The organism is Colwellia sp. KS18-150, from assembly GCF_057551365.1.
Genome location: NZ_BAAJMC010000006.1, coordinates 53,285 through 73,810 on the forward strand (window position 1 = coordinate 53,285; position 20,526 = coordinate 73,810).

Sequence of the window (20,526 nt, forward strand, 5' to 3'; positions counted from 1 at the left end):
ACCCAAGACCGTCGCCTCAGGATCCTGAAAAAGGTGGCATATTATAGAGAAACTGTTTTGTGAATACCACCCTTAATAACAAAAAGCATGATATTTTGTTTTAACACTCTCTAATCAACAAGTTAGCAGGTTAACATAATGAAAAAACCCAACATTAAGCTGGGTTTTTAGTAAGTTTTTGATGACTTTCTAATAAATTCGCGCACAAAACTCCATCAAAAAATAAATAAAGGTAATAAAATATCGCCTTAATTGACCTTTGATTTAAACAATTTCTTGATTTGCTCATCTTGCTCTTTACTCGATAGTTCATCGATTAAAATGCGAATAATATGAGATTTTGCTAAATCAGTGCCCTCAGATAAATGCTGCAATTGATCAATCGTATTCTCACTTAAGGTGAAAGTAGCACGTCGAAATGGTTTACTTTGCGAGTCAGCCGTTTTTTTCCGTTCAATTAAGCGCTTGGCATCATGAATCGCTTGTTTGAGATTCATTTTACCGCGCTCATCATTGCTTACTATTTGCGGCGCACCTTTAGCATAGTTATCCGCATCAGCAATAAAATCATCAACGGTAAACTGTTCCTTAGTTGCTTTGCTTTCCTTGCCTTTTTTTAAATCAGTTAAACTCATGGGCATTGTCCGGTTTCATGGCTAACAACTCTTCTGCAATCGCTATCATTTCACCCGCAGCTTTCCCATTAGGATCAATTTCGATTACTGATGAGCCTTGCTCTTCACTGTCATCATAAACATTACGGTTAAAGGTAACGGCATCCAGTACATTAATACCGTATGAGCCACACACTTCTTTAGCTTCAAGAATACGATTTGCTTGATTAGGTAACGATGGACATTGAGTGATCACAAAAGAAGCCATCATTTTTGGGTTAACCATTTTACAGGTGCTTAACATGTCTTCCATATGAGGAACGGTTTTCAAATCTCGTCGCTTAGGACGTAAAGGGATGATGACATGATTGGCTACCGACATAGCAGCACGCAACGCTAAATTATCTTGGCCACCACAATCGACAATAACATAATCATAATGCTGCCCTAAACTAAGTAGGTCGTTGCGTATTTTTCCGTACAGTTGAATACAATTAATAGCAGGTAAGGACGGGTCACTATTTCTTGCTTGAATCCAATCAGAAGTGGTGCGCTGGGGATCACAATCTACCATAAGCACAATAGCTTTCTTATTTCGGGCGAAATACACGGCCAAATTTTGTGCCAAACAGCTTTTACCGCTGCCACCTTTTTCGCCACCCACTAATATCATCATATTCTTTTCTTCCTAAACACTACCTAGTTATTAAGTTAACCCTATAAACTTAGGCTCAGAGTTAATTATAGTCCAATTTGCTTGTCTTGCTCATTTTGCCTGTTAATCTAAAATAAGCACAATCTCATACCAACCGCTGTCTTGCTTAACACAGCGTAAAACCTTGCCAAATAATTTCTGATTATTAGCATTGGCTGATTTAAAGTTAATGGTTACTTCTGATTGAGTTGGCAGAGGTATATCACAGTCAAGCTTCAAGCCACCTCTGGCAAAATCTAAACACGCGATTTTTTTGGTTCGTTCTTGCCCTTGTTCATCTATCCAAATGATATCAACTAGCTCTTTTTCCATATCCAGACGGAATGATTTTCGGCGCTCCAACTCATCTAAACTACTATCGGTCATAAGAGGATCCTTCTTTTTGCACTCGGGGGCTAATAATTTACTATATACTCAAACTACCTAAAAGTAACTGCCATTGATAGTTTTTTCAACTTATCTTAATAATATTTCACCATTTTCTGCAAATGAATAACATTGATTTCCAGCAATTATCATATGATCTAAGACCCTAACGTCAATTAGCTGCAAAGCTTGTTCTAATTTTTGAGTAATTTGTTTGTCGGCGATGCTTGCCTCTGCAACTCCAGACGGATGATTATGGCTTAATATAACCGCTGCGGCTTGGTGCTTTAAAGCATACTCAACCACTATTCTCGGATATACGGCGGCGGCATCTAATGTTCCCCAAAATAGTCGTTCAAATTTAAGTATCTGATGTTGGTTATCTAGAAATAACACCGCAAATACTTCTCGACTTTCATGGCGTAATTCACTGATGAGATAATCACGCGTTGCTTTAGAAGAAGTTAATGCACTGCCCTGCTGTACCATTTGTTCAGCTAGATAGCGTTTTGACATTTCCAAACATGCCTGTAATTGCACATATTTAGCACGACCTAAGCCATGTTGCTGACAAAACTCTTGCTCACTTGCACGATAAATATTCGCTAAGCTACCAAAACAATTTAATAAATTTCTCGATAAATCAACTACATTACAACCCTGAACACCCGTTCTAAGAAAAATGGCTAGTAATTCTGCATCGCTTAAACTCTGCGCACCTTGATGTAATAGTTTTTCTCTTGGTCTTTCTTTTTTTGGCCAGCTTTTTAAGATAGTCCCTTGTGCTTCATTTTTTTCCAATAAGCGTGCTGGTAACATAAGTTGCCTCCTTGGCAATATGTAGATTAAATTTTCCTACGGCTAAGTTTTTCAAAACATGACAATAAGTGTTATCTTATTGCCATTATTGATAAGTTTAAGATTAGCAGCTTATGCAAATTCTACAGGACAAAAAGATTGTTCTTGGTATCAGTGGCGGTATCGCTGCCTACAAAACACCAGAGTTAGTACGTCGCCTGAAAGAACAAGGCGCTGATGTGCGCGTGGTAATGACTGAAGGCGCTAAAGCCTTTATTACCCCGCTCACCTTACAAGCCGTGTCTGGAAATCAAGTGGCTGATAGCTTACTCGATACCCAAGCAGAACTCGCCATGGGCCATATCGAACTAGCTAAATGGGCAGACATTATTGTCATTGCTCCAGCTACTGCCGATATAATAGCGCGCGTTGCCTGTGGTATGGCAAATGACTTACTATCAACGCTTTGTTTAGCGACTGACGCACCTATTGCTATTGCACCGGCGATGAATCAGCAAATGTGGCACGCCCAAGCGACTCAAGAAAATATTACTCGCCTCACTGATCGAGGTTGTCAAATATGGGGACCAGGCAGTGGCGAGCAAGCCTGTGGCGATATCGGTTTAGGCCGAATGTTAGAAGTAAGTGATCTAGTCACGTTAAGTGTTGATTTTTTTGCCGATAAATACCTTGAGAATCAGCATTGGGTTATCACTGCAGGGCCTACACGTGAAGCAATAGATCCTGTGCGTTATATCTCAAATCATAGTTCAGGTAAGATGGGCTATGCTATTGCGCATGCTGCTTTGCGTGCTGGAGCCAAGGTTACTTTGATTTCAGGACCTGTTGCTATTTCTCCTCCTGCGGGTTGTGAGTTAGTTTCAGTAAATAGCGCTGAAGAAATGCATCAACAGGCATTGAAATTTGCCAAAAGCAGTACCACTTTTATTGCTTGTGCTGCAGTTGCCGATTATCGTGTCGCCAAAATTGCCGAGCAAAAAATCAAAAAAAGCAGTGAAGCTATGCAACTTGAGCTTGTCAAAAACCACGACATAGTCGCCGATATTGCCAGTTTAGCGGACAAACCTTTTATGGTAGGTTTTGCCGCAGAAACACAAAATGTCGAAAATTATGCACGCGGAAAGCTAATGCGTAAAAATTTAGATTTGATTGCTGCCAACGATGTTGCCAAAGCAGGCCAAGGATTTAATAGTGACAACAACGCGTTAACTTTATTCAGTGCTATTGATAAGACCGAAATTCCTTTAGCAAGTAAGCAAATTGTTGCTAACCATTTAGTGTCTTTAATCAATCAACATTTTCAAGCCAAGCAAAAAAGTTAACGATTATTAACTAGAAAACAATCATAAAAACGCAAGCACAATAACTAAAGAGTAAAAATAACTATGACTACAGCCCCAAAAACTAACGCTAAACCCAACCGTAAAGAGCAAATTTTACAATGTTTAGCGTTAATGCTTCAAGATTGCCCAGGACAACGCATCACAACAGCTAAACTGGCTGGTGAAGTTGGTGTATCTGAAGCTGCGCTGTATCGTCACTTTCCTTCAAAAGCTCGAATGTTTGAAGGATTAATTGATTTTATTGAGGAATCTATTTTTACTCGAATCAACTTAATACTCGCTGATCACAAAGAAACCTTAGTTCGCTGTCATCATATCCTACATGTTTTACTGGTATTTGCTGAACGTAACCCTGGTATGTGCCGTATCTTATCTGGTGATGCTCTAATGGGTGAAAATGAGCGCTTGCGTACTCGCGTGCATCAGCTGTTCGAAAAACTAGAGTCACAATTTAAACAAGTACTACGCGAACGAAAATTACGTGAAGGAAAAACTTTCTCCATCAGCGAACAAGCACTAGCTAATATATTGGTATCCTTTGCTGAAGGTAAAATCAGCCAATATGTTCGCTCAGGATTCGACAAAAAGCCTAGTGACGAATTTAATGAGCAATGGCAGTTTTTAATGGCCAGTAAATAAGTTTTCAAAGGCTTATTAAAAAAGAATATAAATTCTAGCCCCGCTAACTTGGGCGCTAGTGAACAACACTTCCCTCAATTTTTATGAAGGCATTTTCATGAGTAAATTATCACACCTTAAACCAAGCAGTTTATGGCAATTATTTGAAAAAATTTGTAGCATTCCTCATCCGTCTAAGCATGAGCAACAGATTTCACTATGGATTCAATCGTGGGCAAAAGATCTTGGCTTAAGTATTAAAGAAGACGAGATTGGTAATCTAGCCATCCAAAAGCCTGCAACACCGGGCATGGAAGATAGAAAAGGCATTATCTTGCAGGCGCATATGGATATGGTGCCGCAAAAAAATAATGATACAGAACATGACTTTTTAACTGATCCTATTCGTCCGTATATCGTTACTGAAGCTGACGGAGATTGGGTCACTGCAGAAGGTACTACGCTAGGAGCTGATAACGGTGTTGGTTTAGCATCTGCATTAGCCGTACTGGCAAGTAACGATATATCACATGGCCCATTAGAAGTGTTGGTTACCATCGATGAAGAAGCAGGGATGAGTGGCGCTTTTGAATTACAGCCAAACTGGCTTGAGGGCGATATATTAATCAATACTGACTCAGAGCAAGAAGGTGAAGTGTACATGGGTTGTGCTGGCGGCATTGATGGCTCAGCAAGCTTTGACTTACACTTTGAAGACGTACCTGCAGACTATCAAGCTTTCAACCTTTCCATTTCTGGTTTAAAGGGTGGACACTCAGGCGTCGACATTCATACTGGTCGTGCTAATGCCAACAAATTATTGATCCGCTTTTTACTTGATGCCAGCGAACAATTTGGCATTCGTTTAACAGAATTTAATGGTGGCAGTTTACGTAATGCAATCCCTCGCGAAGCCAATACCAGTTTTGTAGTAGCTACCGATAACATAGAACCATTAAAAGCCACATTAGCGAAGTATTTGTCAACTATCAAAGCTAATTTAAGTGCGATTGAAACTGATATTGATATGCTACTCATATCACCTGAGGATTTTGAGCAATCTTGGGATAGTAAAACACAAAGTAATATTTTGCGCGCACTAAATGCTTGTCCTAATGGCGTAATACGTATGAGTGATGACATCGAAGGTATTGTAGAGACGTCATTAAATTTAGGTGTCATTCAAACTCGAGGCAAAAAACTCAATGCTTTAGTATTAATTCGTAGCCTACATGACGATGGGCGACTTGAAACACAGCGCACAGTGCAATCTGTTTTTGAGTTAGCCGATGCTAGCATAAAGTTTTCAGGTGCTTACCCTGGCTGGAAACCTGATACTGATTCCGCAATTATGCAAACGGTTAGTGATACCTATCAGCGATTATTTAATAAAGTCCCCGCGGTTATGGTGATCCATGCAGGCTTGGAGTGTGGTTTATTTAAAACTGCTTACCCTCATTGGGATATGGTTTCTATTGGCCCAACAATTAAATTTCCTCATTCACCTGATGAAAAAATTGAAATCGCTACGGTTGAGCAATATTGGCAATTACTAACCTCTGTATTAGCAAACGCGCCAACAAAATAAAGTGAAGTTTGATCAAAAGTAGCACTAGAACGAATGGGAAAACCCTTAATAAGAATTATTCTCATTACCTTGACAGTGCTCACTTTAAACATTACTCTCTTTGCCTATATTCACTGATGTTATACAATACTTTTTTCAAAGGTTTGGGAAGGTTTTTATGTTGCAAAAATTAAGCAAAACTATCACTCATTTATTAATAGCGATTACATTTATAAGTACCGCTTTCACTTCATTATTGGTTAACGCCGCACAAGAAGTTAATGTTTATTCTTATCGTCAGCCTTTTCTAGTCGAACCTCTTTTTGAAAAATTTACCAAAGAAACAGGCATAAAAGTTAATGTCGTTTTTGCTAAAAAAGGCATGGCTGAACGTGTTGCTCGCGAAGGTGAATACAGCCCGGCTGATATTTTATTAACGACGGATATTAGCCGTTTAATTGAATTACATGATAAAGGTTTATTACAAGCCAATAATGATCCAACCCTTGCTGATGCCATCCCAAGTCAATTTCGTGCTAGCGACAACACATGGTTCGCATTAACCACTCGCGTTCGTAATATCTATTCCTCAAAACGCTTAGGACCGGTAAATATCAACTATGAAGATTTAGCTGATAGTAAGTATAAAGGCCGAATCTGTACTCGTAGTGGTAAACACCCATACAACGTTGCGCTAGTTGCATCGATGATTGCAGAGCACGGTGAAGCTGAAACATTAGCTTGGTTAGAAAAATTCAAGAGTAATTTAGCCCGTAAACCACAAGGTAATGATCGTGGTCAAGTACAAGCCATTCATCAAAACCTGTGTGATATTTCATTAGGTAACAGTTATTACTTTGGTAAAATGCTAAAAGATGACAAGCAAAAAGTATGGGCTGATGGCGTCAACATCAACTTTCCAAACCAAAGCAACCGCGGTGCACATGTTAATGTTTCAGGTATTGCCTTAGCGAAATATTCTCCTAACCTTGATAATGCTAAAACGCTTATGGCCTTTTTAGTATCAAAACCTGCTCAGCAACTCTATGCAGAAACGAATATGGAATATCCAGTACGTGCTGATGTGCCATCGTCAGAGTTAGTTGCGTCATGGGGTACCTATAAAGCCGATAAAATTTCATTAGAAACTATCGCCAAAAATAGAAACCTTGCGCTTAAACTGATTGATCAAGCCCGTTTCGATCTCTAAGTACCAATAGTGATAGCTAAACATAAAAACCTAGTTTGGCGTATTGGATGTTACTCCATAGCACTGGTATTAATATTACCAGTGCTAATCATGTTAGCGGCAGGTATCAACGCCTCTACTGACTTATTTAACCATCTTTGGCAAACCGTCTTACCTGACTATATCGCTAACACGCTAATTTTAGGTGTTATAGTAGTCACTCTATCGGTAATTTTTGGCGTCATTAGTGCGGCATTAATCGTTCATACTAATGTGTTTGGTAAGAGAGCATTGCGATGGTTACTCATGCTTCCCCTAGCAATGCCCGCTTATTTGGTTGCTTATTTATATACAGATCTTTTTGATTATGCAGGTCCAGTACAGCGCATGTTACGTGCTTACTTCAATTGGCAATCACCGAGCGATTATTGGTTTTTTGATATCCGAAGCCTTACCGGAGCAGGAATTATTATTGCTCTAGTTTTGTTCCCATATGTTTATTTATTAACGAGAACAGCATTTGAACAGCAAGATCAGAACCTGTTAAGAGCAAGCCGTTCATTAGGATTAGGCGCTAAAAGTAGCTTTTATAAAGTTGCATTGCCATTAGCCCGTCCGGCAATTGCTGTTGCGGCGAGTTTAGTATTAATGGAAACTTTAGCTGATTTTGCCACAGTGCAATATTTTGCAGTAAATACACTTACCACTGCAATTTATGACACTTGGCTAGGTTATAGCGACTTAGCAGCGGCCAATGCTTTAGCCAGTGTGTTAATGTTATTTATCCTGTTCGCTGTTATTGGTGAACAACGCGCTCGAGCTGGACAAGTTCATCAATCAAACCGAATCAATAAAAGCCATCAAATCATCGCACTTTCTAAACCAACTCAAATTGTTGCAACGAGTTTTTGTTGGTTTTTAGCGTTCGCGGGGTTTTTACTGCCTTTTATATTATTGATAGATATGGCATGGCAATATAGTAATTCCGAAGAATTTTTTGCCCTTTTACCAACAGGGTTAAATAGTATAAAAGTTGCTATGTGGGCAGCGAGTCTTACTACTTTATTTGCCTTAATATTTGGGCTGTTTAAGCGGTTAAGTTCAGATAAATGGCGCAGTTTACCTGGGCAAATATCAGGGTTTGGTTATGCTATTCCGGGTACTGTTTTGGCAATGGCCATGATGTCCACTTTTGCGCCACTTGATCACTTCATCAATGATATCGCTAAGATCTTAGGTTTTCAGCCTCCGGGGTTAATACTGTCAGGCTCTATTTTTGCGATAATTTTTGCTTATATAGTACGCTTTGCTGCTATTGCTAATGGCACTATTAGCAGCGGTATAGAGCAAATTCCCAAATCAGTAGATTTCGCACCCGCAAGTTTAGGGGCCGGCTTGGGGAAAACGTTAACGAAAGTACATATCCCTTTATTAAAGCCTTCTATTTGGTTAGCTTGGTTATTAGTTTTTGTTGAAGCCATGAAAGAGTTACCTGCGGTACTCTTATTAAGACCCTTTAATTTTGAAACCTTAAGTACACATATTTACCAACTTATTTCTGATGAAATGCTTGAACAAGGTGCTTTAGGAGCCATATTAATTGTCTTACTAGGCTTATTACCGATTATTTGGCTTAATCAAAATAAGCAAACCAGCGAGAAGGATAAAGTGTGAACCACTTATTAACCATCAACAATTTAACTGTTGAACTGCAAAATAAAACCATTTTATCTGACGTTGAATTAACCCTAGCGGCCGGTGATATTCTAGGTCTTGTTGGCCCGAGTGGTTGTGGAAAAACAACCTTATTAAATACCATTGCCGGATTTATTGAGCAACAACAAGGGCTAATTACCCTTGCTGATGACATGATAATATCTGCTGAGCAAAAAGTTGCGCCAGAGCACAGGCATGTTGGTATGATTTTCCAAGATTACGCCTTATTTCCTCACTTAACTATTGAACAAAACATTTGCTTTGGTATTGATAAATTAGCTAAAGAAGAACAACAAAAACGGTTACGCCAGTTACTCGATTTATTGGCATTAACCAATTTAAAAAAACGCTTCCCACATCAACTTTCTGGCGGTCAACAACAAAGAGTTGCTATTGCCCGAGCACTTGCCACTCAACCAAAACTTTTATTACTTGATGAGCCTTTTTCTAATATTGATGCACGGTTACGAAATGAGCTGATGTTAGAAATGCGGCAATTATTGAAGCAACTTAATATCACTGCCATTTTTGTTACACACAACAAAGATGAGGTATTTACCTTTGCGGATAAAATAGCGGTGATGCACCAAGGAAGTATTTTACAAACGGGTGCGCCAATTCAAGTATGTCAGCACCCAAATAGCTGGCAAGTAGCAGATTTTTTGCAACTAGGCAGTTGGATCCCCGTAAATATCAGCCAAAATGATGCTAAGCAATTAGAGTACGTTACTTCATTAGGCTTGGTTGATGCTCAAGATAGTGAGCATAAAGACCTTGGCCAGTCGCAACTGTTACTTAAAAATATTGATATAGAGCTCATTGAGCGAGAAAAAGCTAATAGCCAAGTTGAGCATATTCGAGTAACTGAGCACGGTTTTCATTACACTTTAACAAGCCTAGATAAAAGTGCCCCTTTAGCGTTTAGCAAGCTCAGTTTATATAGCAATACCCTACTTAATCTCGGCCAACAAGTTTGCATCACTATTAAGCCTCATAAAGTATTAATCTTCCCCAAATAAAATAACTGCATGTAGGATTGTCATCTAACTAATTTCAGTTAGAATAGAGGGCTAAGCAACTGAGGAAGTTTTCTATGATTCAGCCAGAAAAAATAATAATAGCTGATGATCATCCCTTATTTAGACAAGCATTATTGGGGACTTTAAAAGCTAAACTTAACGATACGCTTTGGCTAGAGGCTGAAACTATTGAAGAGCTAGAGCAACAATTACAAGCGCATAATAATAGCGACTTGTTATTACTCGATTTAAACATTCCCGGCGCACATGGTTTTAATACCTTAATTCATGTACGTAATCATTTCCCTCAAATACCTGTCGTCGTTGTTTCAGCTCACGAAGATCACAATACTATCAGTCAAGCCATGAGCTATGGTGCAGCAGGCTTTGTGCCTAAGTCGACGCCTGTAGATGATATATTTAACGCTATTATGACGGTATTGTCAGGTGAAGTGTGGCTACCAGAGTCTTTCCAATCGACTCAAGCGAGCGGTGAGATGACTGATATTGCTGAGCGTGTTGCCAGTTTAACGCAGCAGCAATACCGTATTTTAATGATGTTCGCCCAAGGTTTACTCAATAAGCAAATTGCTTACGATTTAAATGTTTCGGAAGCGACGATAAAAGCACATGCCACGGCTATATTTCGCAAGCTTGATGTTCGAAATCGCACCCAAGCCGTTATTGTTATTAGCCAGCTAGACCTGACTGAATCAGGGTTTGGTGAATAGTAAACCTTATACTATTGATTGTGCTTTGTTTAATGGTAGACAAAAATATCTCACCACAATTTTACTAGGATCTGCTGATCTTTCGGGATTAAATTTAAAGGTTCTACTGCCCATATAATATTTGTACTCATTATTCTAAGCCCCCCATTTTTAATAGGAAACCTAAGTCAATTGAAAAAGCGTTATGATGAACAAGGTTACGTTGTAGTTAGAGATTATTTTAATACTGAAGAAATCTTAGCGCTGAGGGAAGTAATTTTGAAATTTCATCAGTTGTGGAAAACAGACAACGCTACTTTCTATCAAGAAGAGGCTTTTAATTCCTCTTTAATTACTGGAAGTCAGTACCTAGCATATAGCGATAGAGTAAAACTTTTCAATTTTATCAGCTCAAAAAAAATAATGGCAGTTGTTGATTCGATTATTGTTAATAACCCCGCTTTTATGAATACCCAATTATTTTTCAACCCCGTTAATCACCAACTAAGAGAATTTTGGCATCGAGATTGTCAGTATGATCATGATATTTCTATGCAAAAGAAAGTTATTCATGAAACGCAAGTATTGCATCTCAGAGTACCATTATTTGACGAACTTGGTATGGAGCTAGTGCCCGGCTCACATCAGCGCTGGGATAATGAAGAAGAGTTTAATGTTCGACAGGAAGAAAAAGGCCGACTGAGCAGTGATAATCTTTCTACAGGTAAAAAAATCAAATTAGCCGCCGGCGACTTATTAGCTTTTTCCGCGGATATGATTCACCGTGGTTTATATGGATTAGATCGATTAGCATTCGATATTTTAGTATTTGACTCCGCAGGAGACTTCGCTGATTTTGTCGATGATGATTGTTTACCTGAGCCTGCAATGTTAAATACAATCATTGACCCAAGAGTATTTATTAATACCATGAAGCTTAAGTCTACAGACAAATAGAAAAACAGTAATCTTGACTTAATATATACAATGTTTATTGCTAATCCACATAATCTGCTTGTAATTTTTGGGCGAGTTTTGCGCTCATCATTGCTCTTAATGCTCCCGGTTTAACCAGCTTGCGCATATAACCAACATCAGCATTACTCGCCTTCGCTTCAATACCAGTTTCCGTCGTGGCAGTGATTAAAATTGCCGGTATATACTGGTTGCACTGTTTACGTATATCGGCAATTAAGGTTAGCCCGTCAGCCTGTTCCCCTACTGGCAAACCTGCTTGATAACCTAATTGATAATCCACTAATAATATATCGATATCACTTTGATGGTTTTCAAATTCAATGAGTGCGCTCTCACGTGAATCTGCTGCCAAAATATTACAATGCCAAGCGGACAATAACTCCACCATACCACTGAGCACATCGGGATCATTATCAATACACAGTACGGTAATATCTTTTAACCCCATACTTAAAATAGGAGCCGAAGATTTAGGTAGTTGAGTTAATTGAATGGCTTTTTCAACACCAATAGAAAAGTTACAACCTTGCTCTACTTGAGATTGTAAACTAAGTTTATGCCCTAATAACTTCGCTAAAGACTGAGTAATGTTTAATCCTAACCCTAAACCTGCACCAGATTGCTTTGTGGTTGTAGCTTCTAATTGAGTAAATTGTTCAAACACTAACGTTTGTTGTTCAACGGGAATACCCGGACCATTATCTAATATTTGAATAGTCACTTTATTATCAAAAACACGAGCACCAAGTAAGACTTTACCTGGGCTTGCGTATCGAAAAGCATTACCCACTAAGTTCTGAATAATACGTCTGAGTAAATGCTGATCTGATCTTACCCATACTTTAGTTGGTACTAGTCTAAATTTAACTTTTTGCTCAATAGCTAACGCTGAAAATTCTTGTGCTAAATCATCAAACAAATCATTTAAAGGGAACACCTCCATATGAGGTTTGATGTTTCCGCTTTCTAAGCGGGCAATTTCTGCCAAGTCTGCTAATAGGTTATTCGCGGCTTTTAACGAACGATCAATATTATCCACTTGCCTTTGTTGCACGGGCGTTAGACTACCCTGCTCTGCCAATGCGGAAGTAAATAAGCGAGCCGCTTCTAAAGGCTGCATTAAATCATGGCTACAAGCTTTTAAATATTGGCTTTTAGCAATATTCGCTTGCTCGGCTTTATCATGTGCCAGCGCTAAAGCTTCATTGGTTTTTGCTAAAGTTAACGTACGCTCATACACTCTGGTTTCTAGATCTAAATTCGCCTCTTTTAGTACCTGCTCTGCCTGACGATATGCTGTGATATCTGAAAACATCATCACAAATCCACCACCCGGTAAAGGATTACCTTCAATGCGAACCGTTTGACCATTTGCTTGTTGACGCTCAGAGCTATGTGAGCTTCCTTGACGAAGATATTCCAAACGCTTAGCAACTTGATTATCAACATCACCCGCACCACATAAGCCTCGTTTAACATTATGACGAATGAGTGATTCAATAGGACTGCCTACATAGACAAGCTCTTTCGGGTATTCAAATAAATCTAAGTATTTTTTATTCCAAGCAACTAACTTTAACTCTTCATCAACAATCGAAATACCTTCACCTGCATTTTCAATCGCACTTTGTAGTAAGTTCTGTGAAAAGGCTTGTTTTTGGCTTGAAGCATCTTCCACTAACACAGCAAGCTCATCCAAAGCGATATCTCGACCATCAAGAGCAGAAGATAAAACTAAGCGCGCCGAAGAAGCGCCCATAACCATGGCTAAGGTATTCTCAGTATGCTGCAGTAATAATTGATTATAAGTTGAGTTACCTAGCTGTTTTCTGTCATGTGATGATTGAAATAAACTAAAACTCGAGATCGACTTTTTCTCACCAACAAAGCGAGATGCTAATAACTCCAGCTCTTGAACATCTAATTGGCGTTTTTTCTCAACTTTTAATATCGAAGGTGATTGCCACTCAAGAAACAGTGACGCTTGCACACGCTCTTGTACACTTTGACGACTAATTTGTGACAGTGCCCACATGACAAAAATATTTGCCCCTAAACTAAACAAGGTGGCGGTCGTTTTCGCAGGTAACACTCCTTCTGCAAAGGGTGATGGATATAAGCCAAATTGAGGTAAAAAATTAAGTGTTAGCCACAAAATAAAGCCAACGAGTATACCGGCGTACACTCCCATTAAACTGGCTCTTCGCCAATAAAAGGCAACCACCAAGGCTGGTGTTAATTGTGCAAAAGCGCCAAAAGCCACTTCGCCTAAAGATGATAAGGTATCTGGTGATGCCATAACAAACACACCGTATCCAGATAAAATAACAAACAATACTAGTAGCTTACGTATGTTTAATAGTCGTTGCCTAAAGTTATCATAGTTATTTTGAGCAACTTTTTGCTGGCGATACAGTAGTGGAAAAACAATTTCATTACTCAGCATAGTACTTAAGGCAATCGCAGAAATGATCACCATGGAGCTAGCCGCAGAAACAGCGCCTAAGAATGTAAATAAGGTCAACCAAGTTTGACCGCCGACACCGGGGAGAAATAATACATAAGAATCTGATGGGACAGTATCTCCCAATAACAGCTGACCAGCTAGCCCTAAAGGTGCGGCAAAAAAGGCAAAAACGAGTAAATACATTGGAAACACTCGTCGTCCTAACCAAGTATCTCGTTGATCACGCAATTCAACCACCATCACTTGAAATTGACGCGGTAAAGAGAGAAATGCCGCCATCACTATCACTAACATGGCAAGCATAGCACTGACATTATCAACATTCATTTGTTGATCTAGCTTCAAGTTGGCGCCAGATTGATGCCAGATATCTAACGGTGAATCAAATAAAGAAAAACAGACAAATAAGCTGACCGCTAAAAAAGCAATAACCTTAACCAGCGATTCGAACGCTATAGCCAACATCACCCCCGGGTGACGCTCAGTAACGTCAATATTTCGAATACCAAAAAGCACGGTAAAGCCTGCTAGAACTAAGCTAACCACTATGCCTATGTGCCAACTACTTAAGTTTTGATCCACTTGTAATTGTTGAAAGGTATAAACCATGGCTTTTAATTGCAAAGCGATATAAGGCATGGTGCCAACAAAAGCGACCAAGGTAACTATGATGGCCAGATTATGTGATTTACCAAATCGTGCCGCCAAAAGGTCAGCAATAGAGGTTAAATTCAACTTTAAACTGACGCGAATAATGCGCTGAATAAAGGGCCAAGCAAACACAAATAACAGTATGGGCCCTAAATAAATAGGGATATGAGATAAGAAGTTAGTGGCGGCTTGCCCTGTAGTTCCTAAGAAACTCCAAGAAGTACAATATACGCCTAGGGTTAACGCATAGATAATTCCCTGACTTTTCCTCGCCAGTTGATGGCGATATTTATCACCTAAATAAGCAATCAAAAACAATAAGCCAATGTAGAACAAACTTATACTGACTAATTGCCAATTGGGAAACATATAAAATCTCTATAAAGTTGAAACACTGGGGTTATCATCCAGTTAACCATAGCAATATAAGCAAAAGAATTCACTGAGATAAATACGACCTTTCGCTATTTTTTGCTGAAATAGTCCAACATTTTTGTATGATTTTTGCTAAACTGCGCGCGAACCAAGGAGTGCGGTTATATTTCCCTGAAAATATATGAGCAACCGCTGAGATGTTGATGATATCAACGAACCCTTTGAACCTGGACGGAAGTTAGTCGTTAACTTAACAGTTAGCATTAATTTAACCGGCGTAGGAATGGTTAATATTTATATCCAAAGTATTTCAAGCGTTTAATTGGGTATATTATATCTAGAAACCTCCCAGTGCCGGATCCTATAGTATTTTTTACTTATGAGATCTTTATGACTATTATCAAATCTAAACTCGCTATCACCATAGCAAGCATTATCAGTTTTCAAGCTTTTGCCGAGCAACAAGCCTCAAGCCAAGAAGCCACTGAAGTTATTACCGTAACCAGTGATTTTCGTCAGCAAAATTTATTAACCACACCCGCGTCACTGTCGGTATTAACCGAGATTGAAATCCAGCAGCGTAATGCTCAGCACCTCGAGGAACTCGTGGCGGTTAGCCCAAATGTGAATTTTGCTAGCGGCTCACAACGTGCACGTTATTTTCAAATTCGTGGTATAGGTGAACGTAGCCAATTTAATGAGCCGATTAACCCATCGGTGGGCATGATCATCGACGGTATTGATTTTACCGGTATAGGCAGCATTGCAAACTTGTTTGATGTTCAGCAAGTAGAAGTTTTCAGAGGACCACAAGGAACCCGATTTGGTGCTAATGCTTTAGCTGGCATGATTAACATCACCACCAATGCCCCCACCGATAAATTTGAGGGTGCAATAAAGTTAGATGCCGGAAATTATAGTAGTTACGGCTTAGGAGTAGCACTTTCTGGCCCAGCTTCAGACATTGTTAATTACCGTTTTGCAGGTAATCATTACCAAAGTGACGGTTTCATCGAAAATACTCACCTCAAAAAAGATGATACCAACAACCGTGATGAGACAAGCCTTAGAGGTAAGTTGTCTATACAAGCATCTAGTAATTTAACCATAGATTTAGCCGGTTTTTATTTTGATTTTGATAATGGCTATGATGCTTTTTCACTCGATAACACCCGTGAAACTCTTTCTGATGAGCCTGGCTTTGACACACAAGAAACGTCGGCTTTTTCAGTTGATTTCACCTATCAAGGTTTTGACACTTTCACTTTAAAAGCACTAGTTAGTACTGCTGATTCTGATTTAGCCTATGGCTATGATGAAGATTGGGCGTATGTAGGCATTTCAGATCCCGATGTTATTGAAAATCCTGATTTTGCTTATTGGGAATATTCATCTACTGATCATTACTTCCGTGATAAATCAACTCAAACAATCGAGCTTAGAGCTCTATCAAATAGCGGCAGTGAATTATTTAACGGCACAACTGACTGGGTTGCAGGTATTTACTTTAAGCAAGATGATGAAGACCTGACAAGACAATATACCTACCTTGATAGCGATTTTTCTTCAAGTTTCGATACACAATCAATTGCCATTTATGGCCAGCTTGATAGCCAACTGAATCAGCAATGGTCATTAACAACAGGCCTTCGCGTAGAACAACGTAGTGCAGATTACATTAATTCAGACGGTTTTAATGATAGTCCTGATGACACTATGGTTGGCGGTAAAATTGTCCTTAGCTATCAGCAAAATAAAAACAGTTTCTGGTATGGTTCAATCAACCGAGGTTATAAAGCCGGTGGGGCAAATACTGATGGTAGTTTACCTGAGGAGCTACGCACCTTTGAACCAGAATACTTAGTGAATTATGAGTTAGGCTATAAAGTATCCTTACTGGATAATGCTGCTTATATACGTACCGCTGTTTTCTATATGGACCGTGAAGACGTACAAGTAAAAAGCTCGAAAACTATCGTTAGAGAAGACGGTAGCTCAGAGTTTATCGCTTATTTAGGTAATGCCGCTACCGGTTCAAATATGGGTATTGAAATTGAAACTAGCTGGTATATCAATGATGTGGTTGAAGTTTATGGCTCGCTTGGTTTACTAGACACTGAATTTAATGACTTTATTAACGCTGAAGGCATATCACTCAGTGGTAGAGAGCAAGCCCACGCACCAAACTATCAATATAATATTGGCGTAAATATTCAACCCAATGAGTATTGGCTAGTGAATCTTTCAGTTGATGGTAAAGATGAATTCTACTTCTCTGATAGTCATGATGAAAAATCTGACTCCGTCGCTTTATTAAATGCCTCATTAAGTTATTTAGCCGAAGATTACCAAGTGAAAGTTTGGGCAAGAAATCTTACCGATGAAGAGTATGCTAACCGTGGTTTTTATTTTGGTAACGATCCAAGAGATGGTTATACTGCTAAACAATATACCCAACTGTCTGAGCCACTAGTTTTTGGTATTACCCTAGATTACCAATTCTAATCGTCTAACGATTAATCTTGTTGCAGTATAGCTTTATTGATACGTTAAAAGTACTCATTGACTCAAGTCAACTACGTGCTTTTTCCTGACAATAAAGACTATACTGCTTGAAGTTGAACCGTTAGGAAAATCATCAGGTCTTATTATGAAAATATCTATCGAACTAAGTCTATACCCTTTAGCTGAAACACAGTATAAAAGTGAAATTTGGGCTTTTATCAAACGCCTGCGCAATGTCGACGGACTAAAAGTCGTTACCAATGGTATGAGTACGCAAGTCTTTGGTGATTATGACTTGGCGGTTAGCAAGGTGATGAGCGAAATTAAGCATGTTCATAGCAGCATACAAGATAGAACTGGCGAAGCAGATGCCGCGGTATTTGTATGTAAATTTATCAATGGTGATCGCTCACACGTTGAAGCGGAAAGTTAATGACTGAGTTATTTACTAGCTTTAGCCAATATACCGCTAACTTACCTTGGCTAGAGCTGGTAGCCATGTTGCTGTCACTGGCTTACGTTGTCTTAGCCGCACAAGGTTCAATATGGTGTTGGCCTGCCGCTTTTATTAGCACAGCGCTATATACGATAATTTTTTATGATGTTTCATTATTAATGGACAGCGCGTTAAATGGCTATTACTTACTGATGGCGGTATATGGCTATTGGTTATGGCAAAAAACAGCTACTGAAAATTCTGCGGCAACTGAGTCATCAACAACATTCGTGGTGGTTTCTCATTCATTAAACTGGCATGTGAAAGTATCTGCCTTGTTAGTCATGATTTCGTTGGCTCTCGGTTTTGTCATGTCGAATTATACCTCTGCTGATTTTGCTTATCTTGATACCTTTACCACTGTCTTTGCGGTATTCGCCACTTATTTGGTTACTCAAAAGGTGTTGGAAAACTGGCTTTATTGGCTAGTTATCGACTGTGTTTCTATTTATCTTTACATAGAGAAAGCCTTACTCGCCACCGCCTTTTTATTTATTATTTACCTGATAATTGCCACTTATGGTTATATAAAATGGTTAGGTATCTATCGACGACACAATCAAACAAACTTACCTTTAACCTCAACGGGTTAAGACCTATGAGAGCAGAATTATCTGGGCTTGATTGCTTTAAAAACGTTAGCGCCATTGAGAATATAACCGCAGGCATGAGCAGCCACTGTTATAAAGTCACTGCCGATGGCAAGGTTTTTTTTACCAAAACCCTATCTAACCCTAATGAGGTTTTACTCGCCAAATCGGCCGCCAAACTAGGCATTAGCCCTGAGGTAATCTTCGCTAATCAACACTGGTTAGTTACTCGCTTTATTGATGGAGAGAACCTTACTGCTAGCACTAAGTCACTCGATGAAAAAATTGACGTTAGCATTAAACTTATGGCGAAGTGCCATCAGTTGACAACAAATATCCCGCAAATGTCTGCGAAAGGCATTATTAAAGATTTAGTAAACCAAGCTAACTTACCATATCTGCAACAGCAGCAATTAAATGATATTTCAGAGCAAGTTTCTGCGAGATTATTAGCCAATCATAATCTCGTTTGCTGTCACGGTGATATGAATTTCACTAACGTACTAGTAGATAGTCAACAAGCGGCTTGGTTACTAGATTTCGAATGCGCATACCAAGCTTCAGCTGAGTTTGATTTAGCCATGTTTGTAGCTATTAATAACCTCGACTCATCAAGACTGCCTGAGGTGACTACCCGTTACCAAAAAGCAAATCCTTTAGTCGACATCAATGTAAAACTGGTTGAAGATTATTTGGTATTTAGTTATTTAATCAATGGCTTATGGTATTTCGGGCAATCCCAAGAAAATCAACCTTCGCTAGGTGAAGATCGGGGTAATCAAGCCATTTTTAAGAAATTAGCACGACAACAATGGCAACAATTTGACGATTTAGTCTTACCTTTGCGAACCAATCAAGCTTTAGCCTCGATTATTGAATCACTGTAACACCGGCAATTTCGATTACAGTTTTTGCATCCGCACGCTCAATAACTTTTAGTAGCGTAGTTTGAATCGTTTCATCTTGTCTCGCATCTCCATTACAATGAATACCAATCGGATTAATTTATTCATTACTTAGCGAAAATTAAAAGGCTTATAGGCAAGGCATTGATTGAAGAGAATGGTTATTCCCTTGTCAAAATCAATAACGATGCATATAAGCCTTTTAAACTCGCCCTTCGGGAGCTTAGTAGCAATCTGATAACTTCACAAAATCAGTGAAATATAGAATAACTATGTTTAACTCATTGTGTTTGTTCTAAGCTCCCTACTATAGCTCTAAGTTAATTTATTAATTAATCCGTTTGGTATATACGTTGCTCTTGTACTTCTGCGCCTTCCACTATCACAAAACTTATAACAACTTCAGTTGCACAATTATCCGATGTGCCAAAATAAGCTAATGAAATTTTCGGGTACCCTTGAAAGCCTTTTTTCACTCTCTTGGCTATACGCTTTGTCGCTTTATCTAAATTCATAGTGAGCCTCTGGAAATAATATTATTTATCAAGTAAGTGAACACTTCGTATAAAATGGCCGTAATACAATTTCTCACCGACAAGAGATTCTAGTTCTTTAGTGCTTGGATAATGTGGCCATTTTTCAGTCGTGGATTGTGCCGCTTCTTTACTAATCCAAGTAAGATGCCAACATATCTCTTCTGCGTCGTCAGTTTTTTGTAATATTTCATGAGAAGTAATCAAGGTTTCACTCAGGTTAATTTCATCAAAAATGCATAAACTCAACTCTATTACCCTTGGAATATTCGCTAATGGTACTTTAAATACTGCGAACTCTGAACAGCTCTTCATAACTTACCCCTCACCCGAAGGTCAAAAATGATAAA

Annotated in this window: 19 protein-coding genes; 12 read left to right on the top strand and 7 right to left on the bottom strand. The window is 39.0% G+C overall.

The window, feature by feature from the left end; genetic code table 11:
* Positions 1-248: 248 nt before the first annotated feature.
* From AC27IF_RS10095 to radC, 4 genes are all read right to left on the bottom strand, one after another.
* Entirely contained in the window at positions 249-635 is a 387-nt protein-coding gene (locus AC27IF_RS10095) for a hypothetical protein (RefSeq protein ID WP_487054124.1), read from the bottom strand.
* Positions 622-1,290 (bottom strand): AAA family ATPase, encoded by a 669-nt coding sequence (locus AC27IF_RS10100; protein WP_487054126.1) that lies wholly within the window; start codon positions 1,288-1,290, stop codon positions 622-624. Before AC27IF_RS10100 ends, AC27IF_RS10095 begins: the two co-directional genes overlap by 14 nt.
* A gap of 102 nt (positions 1,291-1,392) precedes the next feature.
* The gene (locus AC27IF_RS10105) at positions 1,393-1,695 is read right to left on the bottom strand and encodes a PilZ domain-containing protein (protein ID WP_487054127.1); all 303 of its coding nucleotides are present in this window, start codon (positions 1,693-1,695) and stop codon (positions 1,393-1,395) included.
* 90 nt (positions 1,696-1,785) lie between these two features.
* Positions 1,786-2,514 carry a RadC family protein gene (gene radC / locus AC27IF_RS10110; protein ID WP_487054128.1) on the bottom strand — a complete coding sequence of 243 codons (729 nt, stop codon included), beginning with the start codon at positions 2,512-2,514 and terminating at the stop codon, positions 1,786-1,788.
* Between the two features lie 113 nt (positions 2,515-2,627).
* Here radC and coaBC point away from each other — a divergent pair, with 113 nt between their 5' ends.
* From coaBC to AC27IF_RS10150, 8 genes are all read left to right on the top strand, one after another.
* Entirely contained in the window at positions 2,628-3,836 is a 1,209-nt protein-coding gene (gene coaBC / locus AC27IF_RS10115) for a bifunctional phosphopantothenoylcysteine decarboxylase/phosphopantothenate--cysteine ligase CoaBC (RefSeq protein ID WP_487054129.1), read from the top strand.
* Between the two features lie 63 nt (positions 3,837-3,899).
* The gene (gene slmA / locus AC27IF_RS10120) at positions 3,900-4,496 is read left to right on the top strand and encodes a nucleoid occlusion factor SlmA (RefSeq protein WP_487054130.1); all 597 of its coding nucleotides are present in this window, start codon (positions 3,900-3,902) and stop codon (positions 4,494-4,496) included.
* Positions 4,497-4,593: 97 nt separating this feature from the next.
* On the top strand, positions 4,594-6,063 hold the full coding sequence (locus AC27IF_RS10125; RefSeq protein ID WP_487054131.1) for an aminoacyl-histidine dipeptidase: 1,470 nt from the start codon (positions 4,594-4,596) through the stop codon (positions 6,061-6,063).
* A gap of 157 nt (positions 6,064-6,220) precedes the next feature.
* Positions 6,221-7,252 carry an extracellular solute-binding protein gene (locus tag AC27IF_RS10130; RefSeq protein WP_487054132.1) on the top strand — a complete coding sequence of 344 codons (1,032 nt, stop codon included), beginning with the start codon at positions 6,221-6,223 and terminating at the stop codon, positions 7,250-7,252.
* A 9-nt stretch (positions 7,253-7,261) separates the two neighbouring features.
* Positions 7,262-8,905 (top strand): ABC transporter permease, encoded by a 1,644-nt coding sequence (locus AC27IF_RS10135; protein WP_487054133.1) that lies wholly within the window; start codon positions 7,262-7,264, stop codon positions 8,903-8,905.
* On the top strand, positions 8,902-9,966 hold the full coding sequence (locus AC27IF_RS10140; RefSeq protein ID WP_487054134.1) for an ABC transporter ATP-binding protein: 1,065 nt from the start codon (positions 8,902-8,904) through the stop codon (positions 9,964-9,966). Before AC27IF_RS10135 ends, AC27IF_RS10140 begins: the two co-directional genes overlap by 4 nt.
* Before the next feature lie 74 nt (positions 9,967-10,040).
* On the top strand, positions 10,041-10,697 hold the full coding sequence (locus AC27IF_RS10145; protein WP_487054135.1) for a response regulator: 657 nt from the start codon (positions 10,041-10,043) through the stop codon (positions 10,695-10,697).
* A 171-nt stretch (positions 10,698-10,868) separates the two neighbouring features.
* Positions 10,869-11,633, top strand: coding sequence for a phytanoyl-CoA dioxygenase family protein (locus AC27IF_RS10150; protein WP_487054137.1), 765 nt, complete (start codon positions 10,869-10,871; stop codon positions 11,631-11,633).
* A 40-nt stretch (positions 11,634-11,673) separates the two neighbouring features.
* On the opposite strand, the gene AC27IF_RS10155 is transcribed toward AC27IF_RS10150, so the two are convergent.
* A complete protein-coding gene (locus AC27IF_RS10155; protein WP_487054138.1) occupies positions 11,674-15,141 on the bottom strand; it encodes a hybrid sensor histidine kinase/response regulator in 3,468 nt (1,155 codons plus the stop codon).
* A 396-nt stretch (positions 15,142-15,537) separates the two neighbouring features.
* On the opposite strand from AC27IF_RS10155, the gene AC27IF_RS10160 reads away from it, so the two are divergent.
* The 4 genes from AC27IF_RS10160 (at position 15,538) to AC27IF_RS10175 (ending at position 19,625) form a co-directional block, all read left to right on the top strand.
* On the top strand, positions 15,538-17,652 hold the full coding sequence (locus AC27IF_RS10160; RefSeq protein WP_487054139.1) for a TonB-dependent receptor: 2,115 nt from the start codon (positions 15,538-15,540) through the stop codon (positions 17,650-17,652).
* A gap of 145 nt (positions 17,653-17,797) precedes the next feature.
* Entirely contained in the window at positions 17,798-18,085 is a 288-nt protein-coding gene (locus AC27IF_RS10165) for a hypothetical protein (RefSeq protein ID WP_487054141.1), read from the top strand.
* The gene (gene pnuC, locus AC27IF_RS10170) at positions 18,085-18,741 is read left to right on the top strand and encodes a nicotinamide riboside transporter PnuC (protein ID WP_487054142.1); all 657 of its coding nucleotides are present in this window, start codon (positions 18,085-18,087) and stop codon (positions 18,739-18,741) included. The genes AC27IF_RS10165 and pnuC overlap by 1 nt, the downstream gene beginning before the upstream one ends.
* A gap of 5 nt (positions 18,742-18,746) precedes the next feature.
* On the top strand, positions 18,747-19,625 hold the full coding sequence (locus tag AC27IF_RS10175; protein WP_487054143.1) for a phosphotransferase: 879 nt from the start codon (positions 18,747-18,749) through the stop codon (positions 19,623-19,625).
* Positions 19,626-19,975: 350 nt separating this feature from the next.
* Here the strand turns inward: AC27IF_RS10175 and AC27IF_RS10180 are convergent, their stop codons facing one another.
* Both AC27IF_RS10180 and AC27IF_RS10185 read right to left on the bottom strand, forming a co-directional pair.
* Positions 19,976-20,158 (bottom strand): hypothetical protein, encoded by a 183-nt coding sequence (locus tag AC27IF_RS10180; RefSeq protein WP_487054145.1) that lies wholly within the window; start codon positions 20,156-20,158, stop codon positions 19,976-19,978.
* A 21-nt stretch (positions 20,159-20,179) separates the two neighbouring features.
* Positions 20,180-20,491: a hypothetical protein gene (locus tag AC27IF_RS10185; protein ID WP_487054146.1), complete on the bottom strand. Its 312-nt coding sequence runs from the start codon at positions 20,489-20,491 to the stop codon at positions 20,180-20,182.
* Positions 20,492-20,526: the final 35 nt, after the last annotated feature.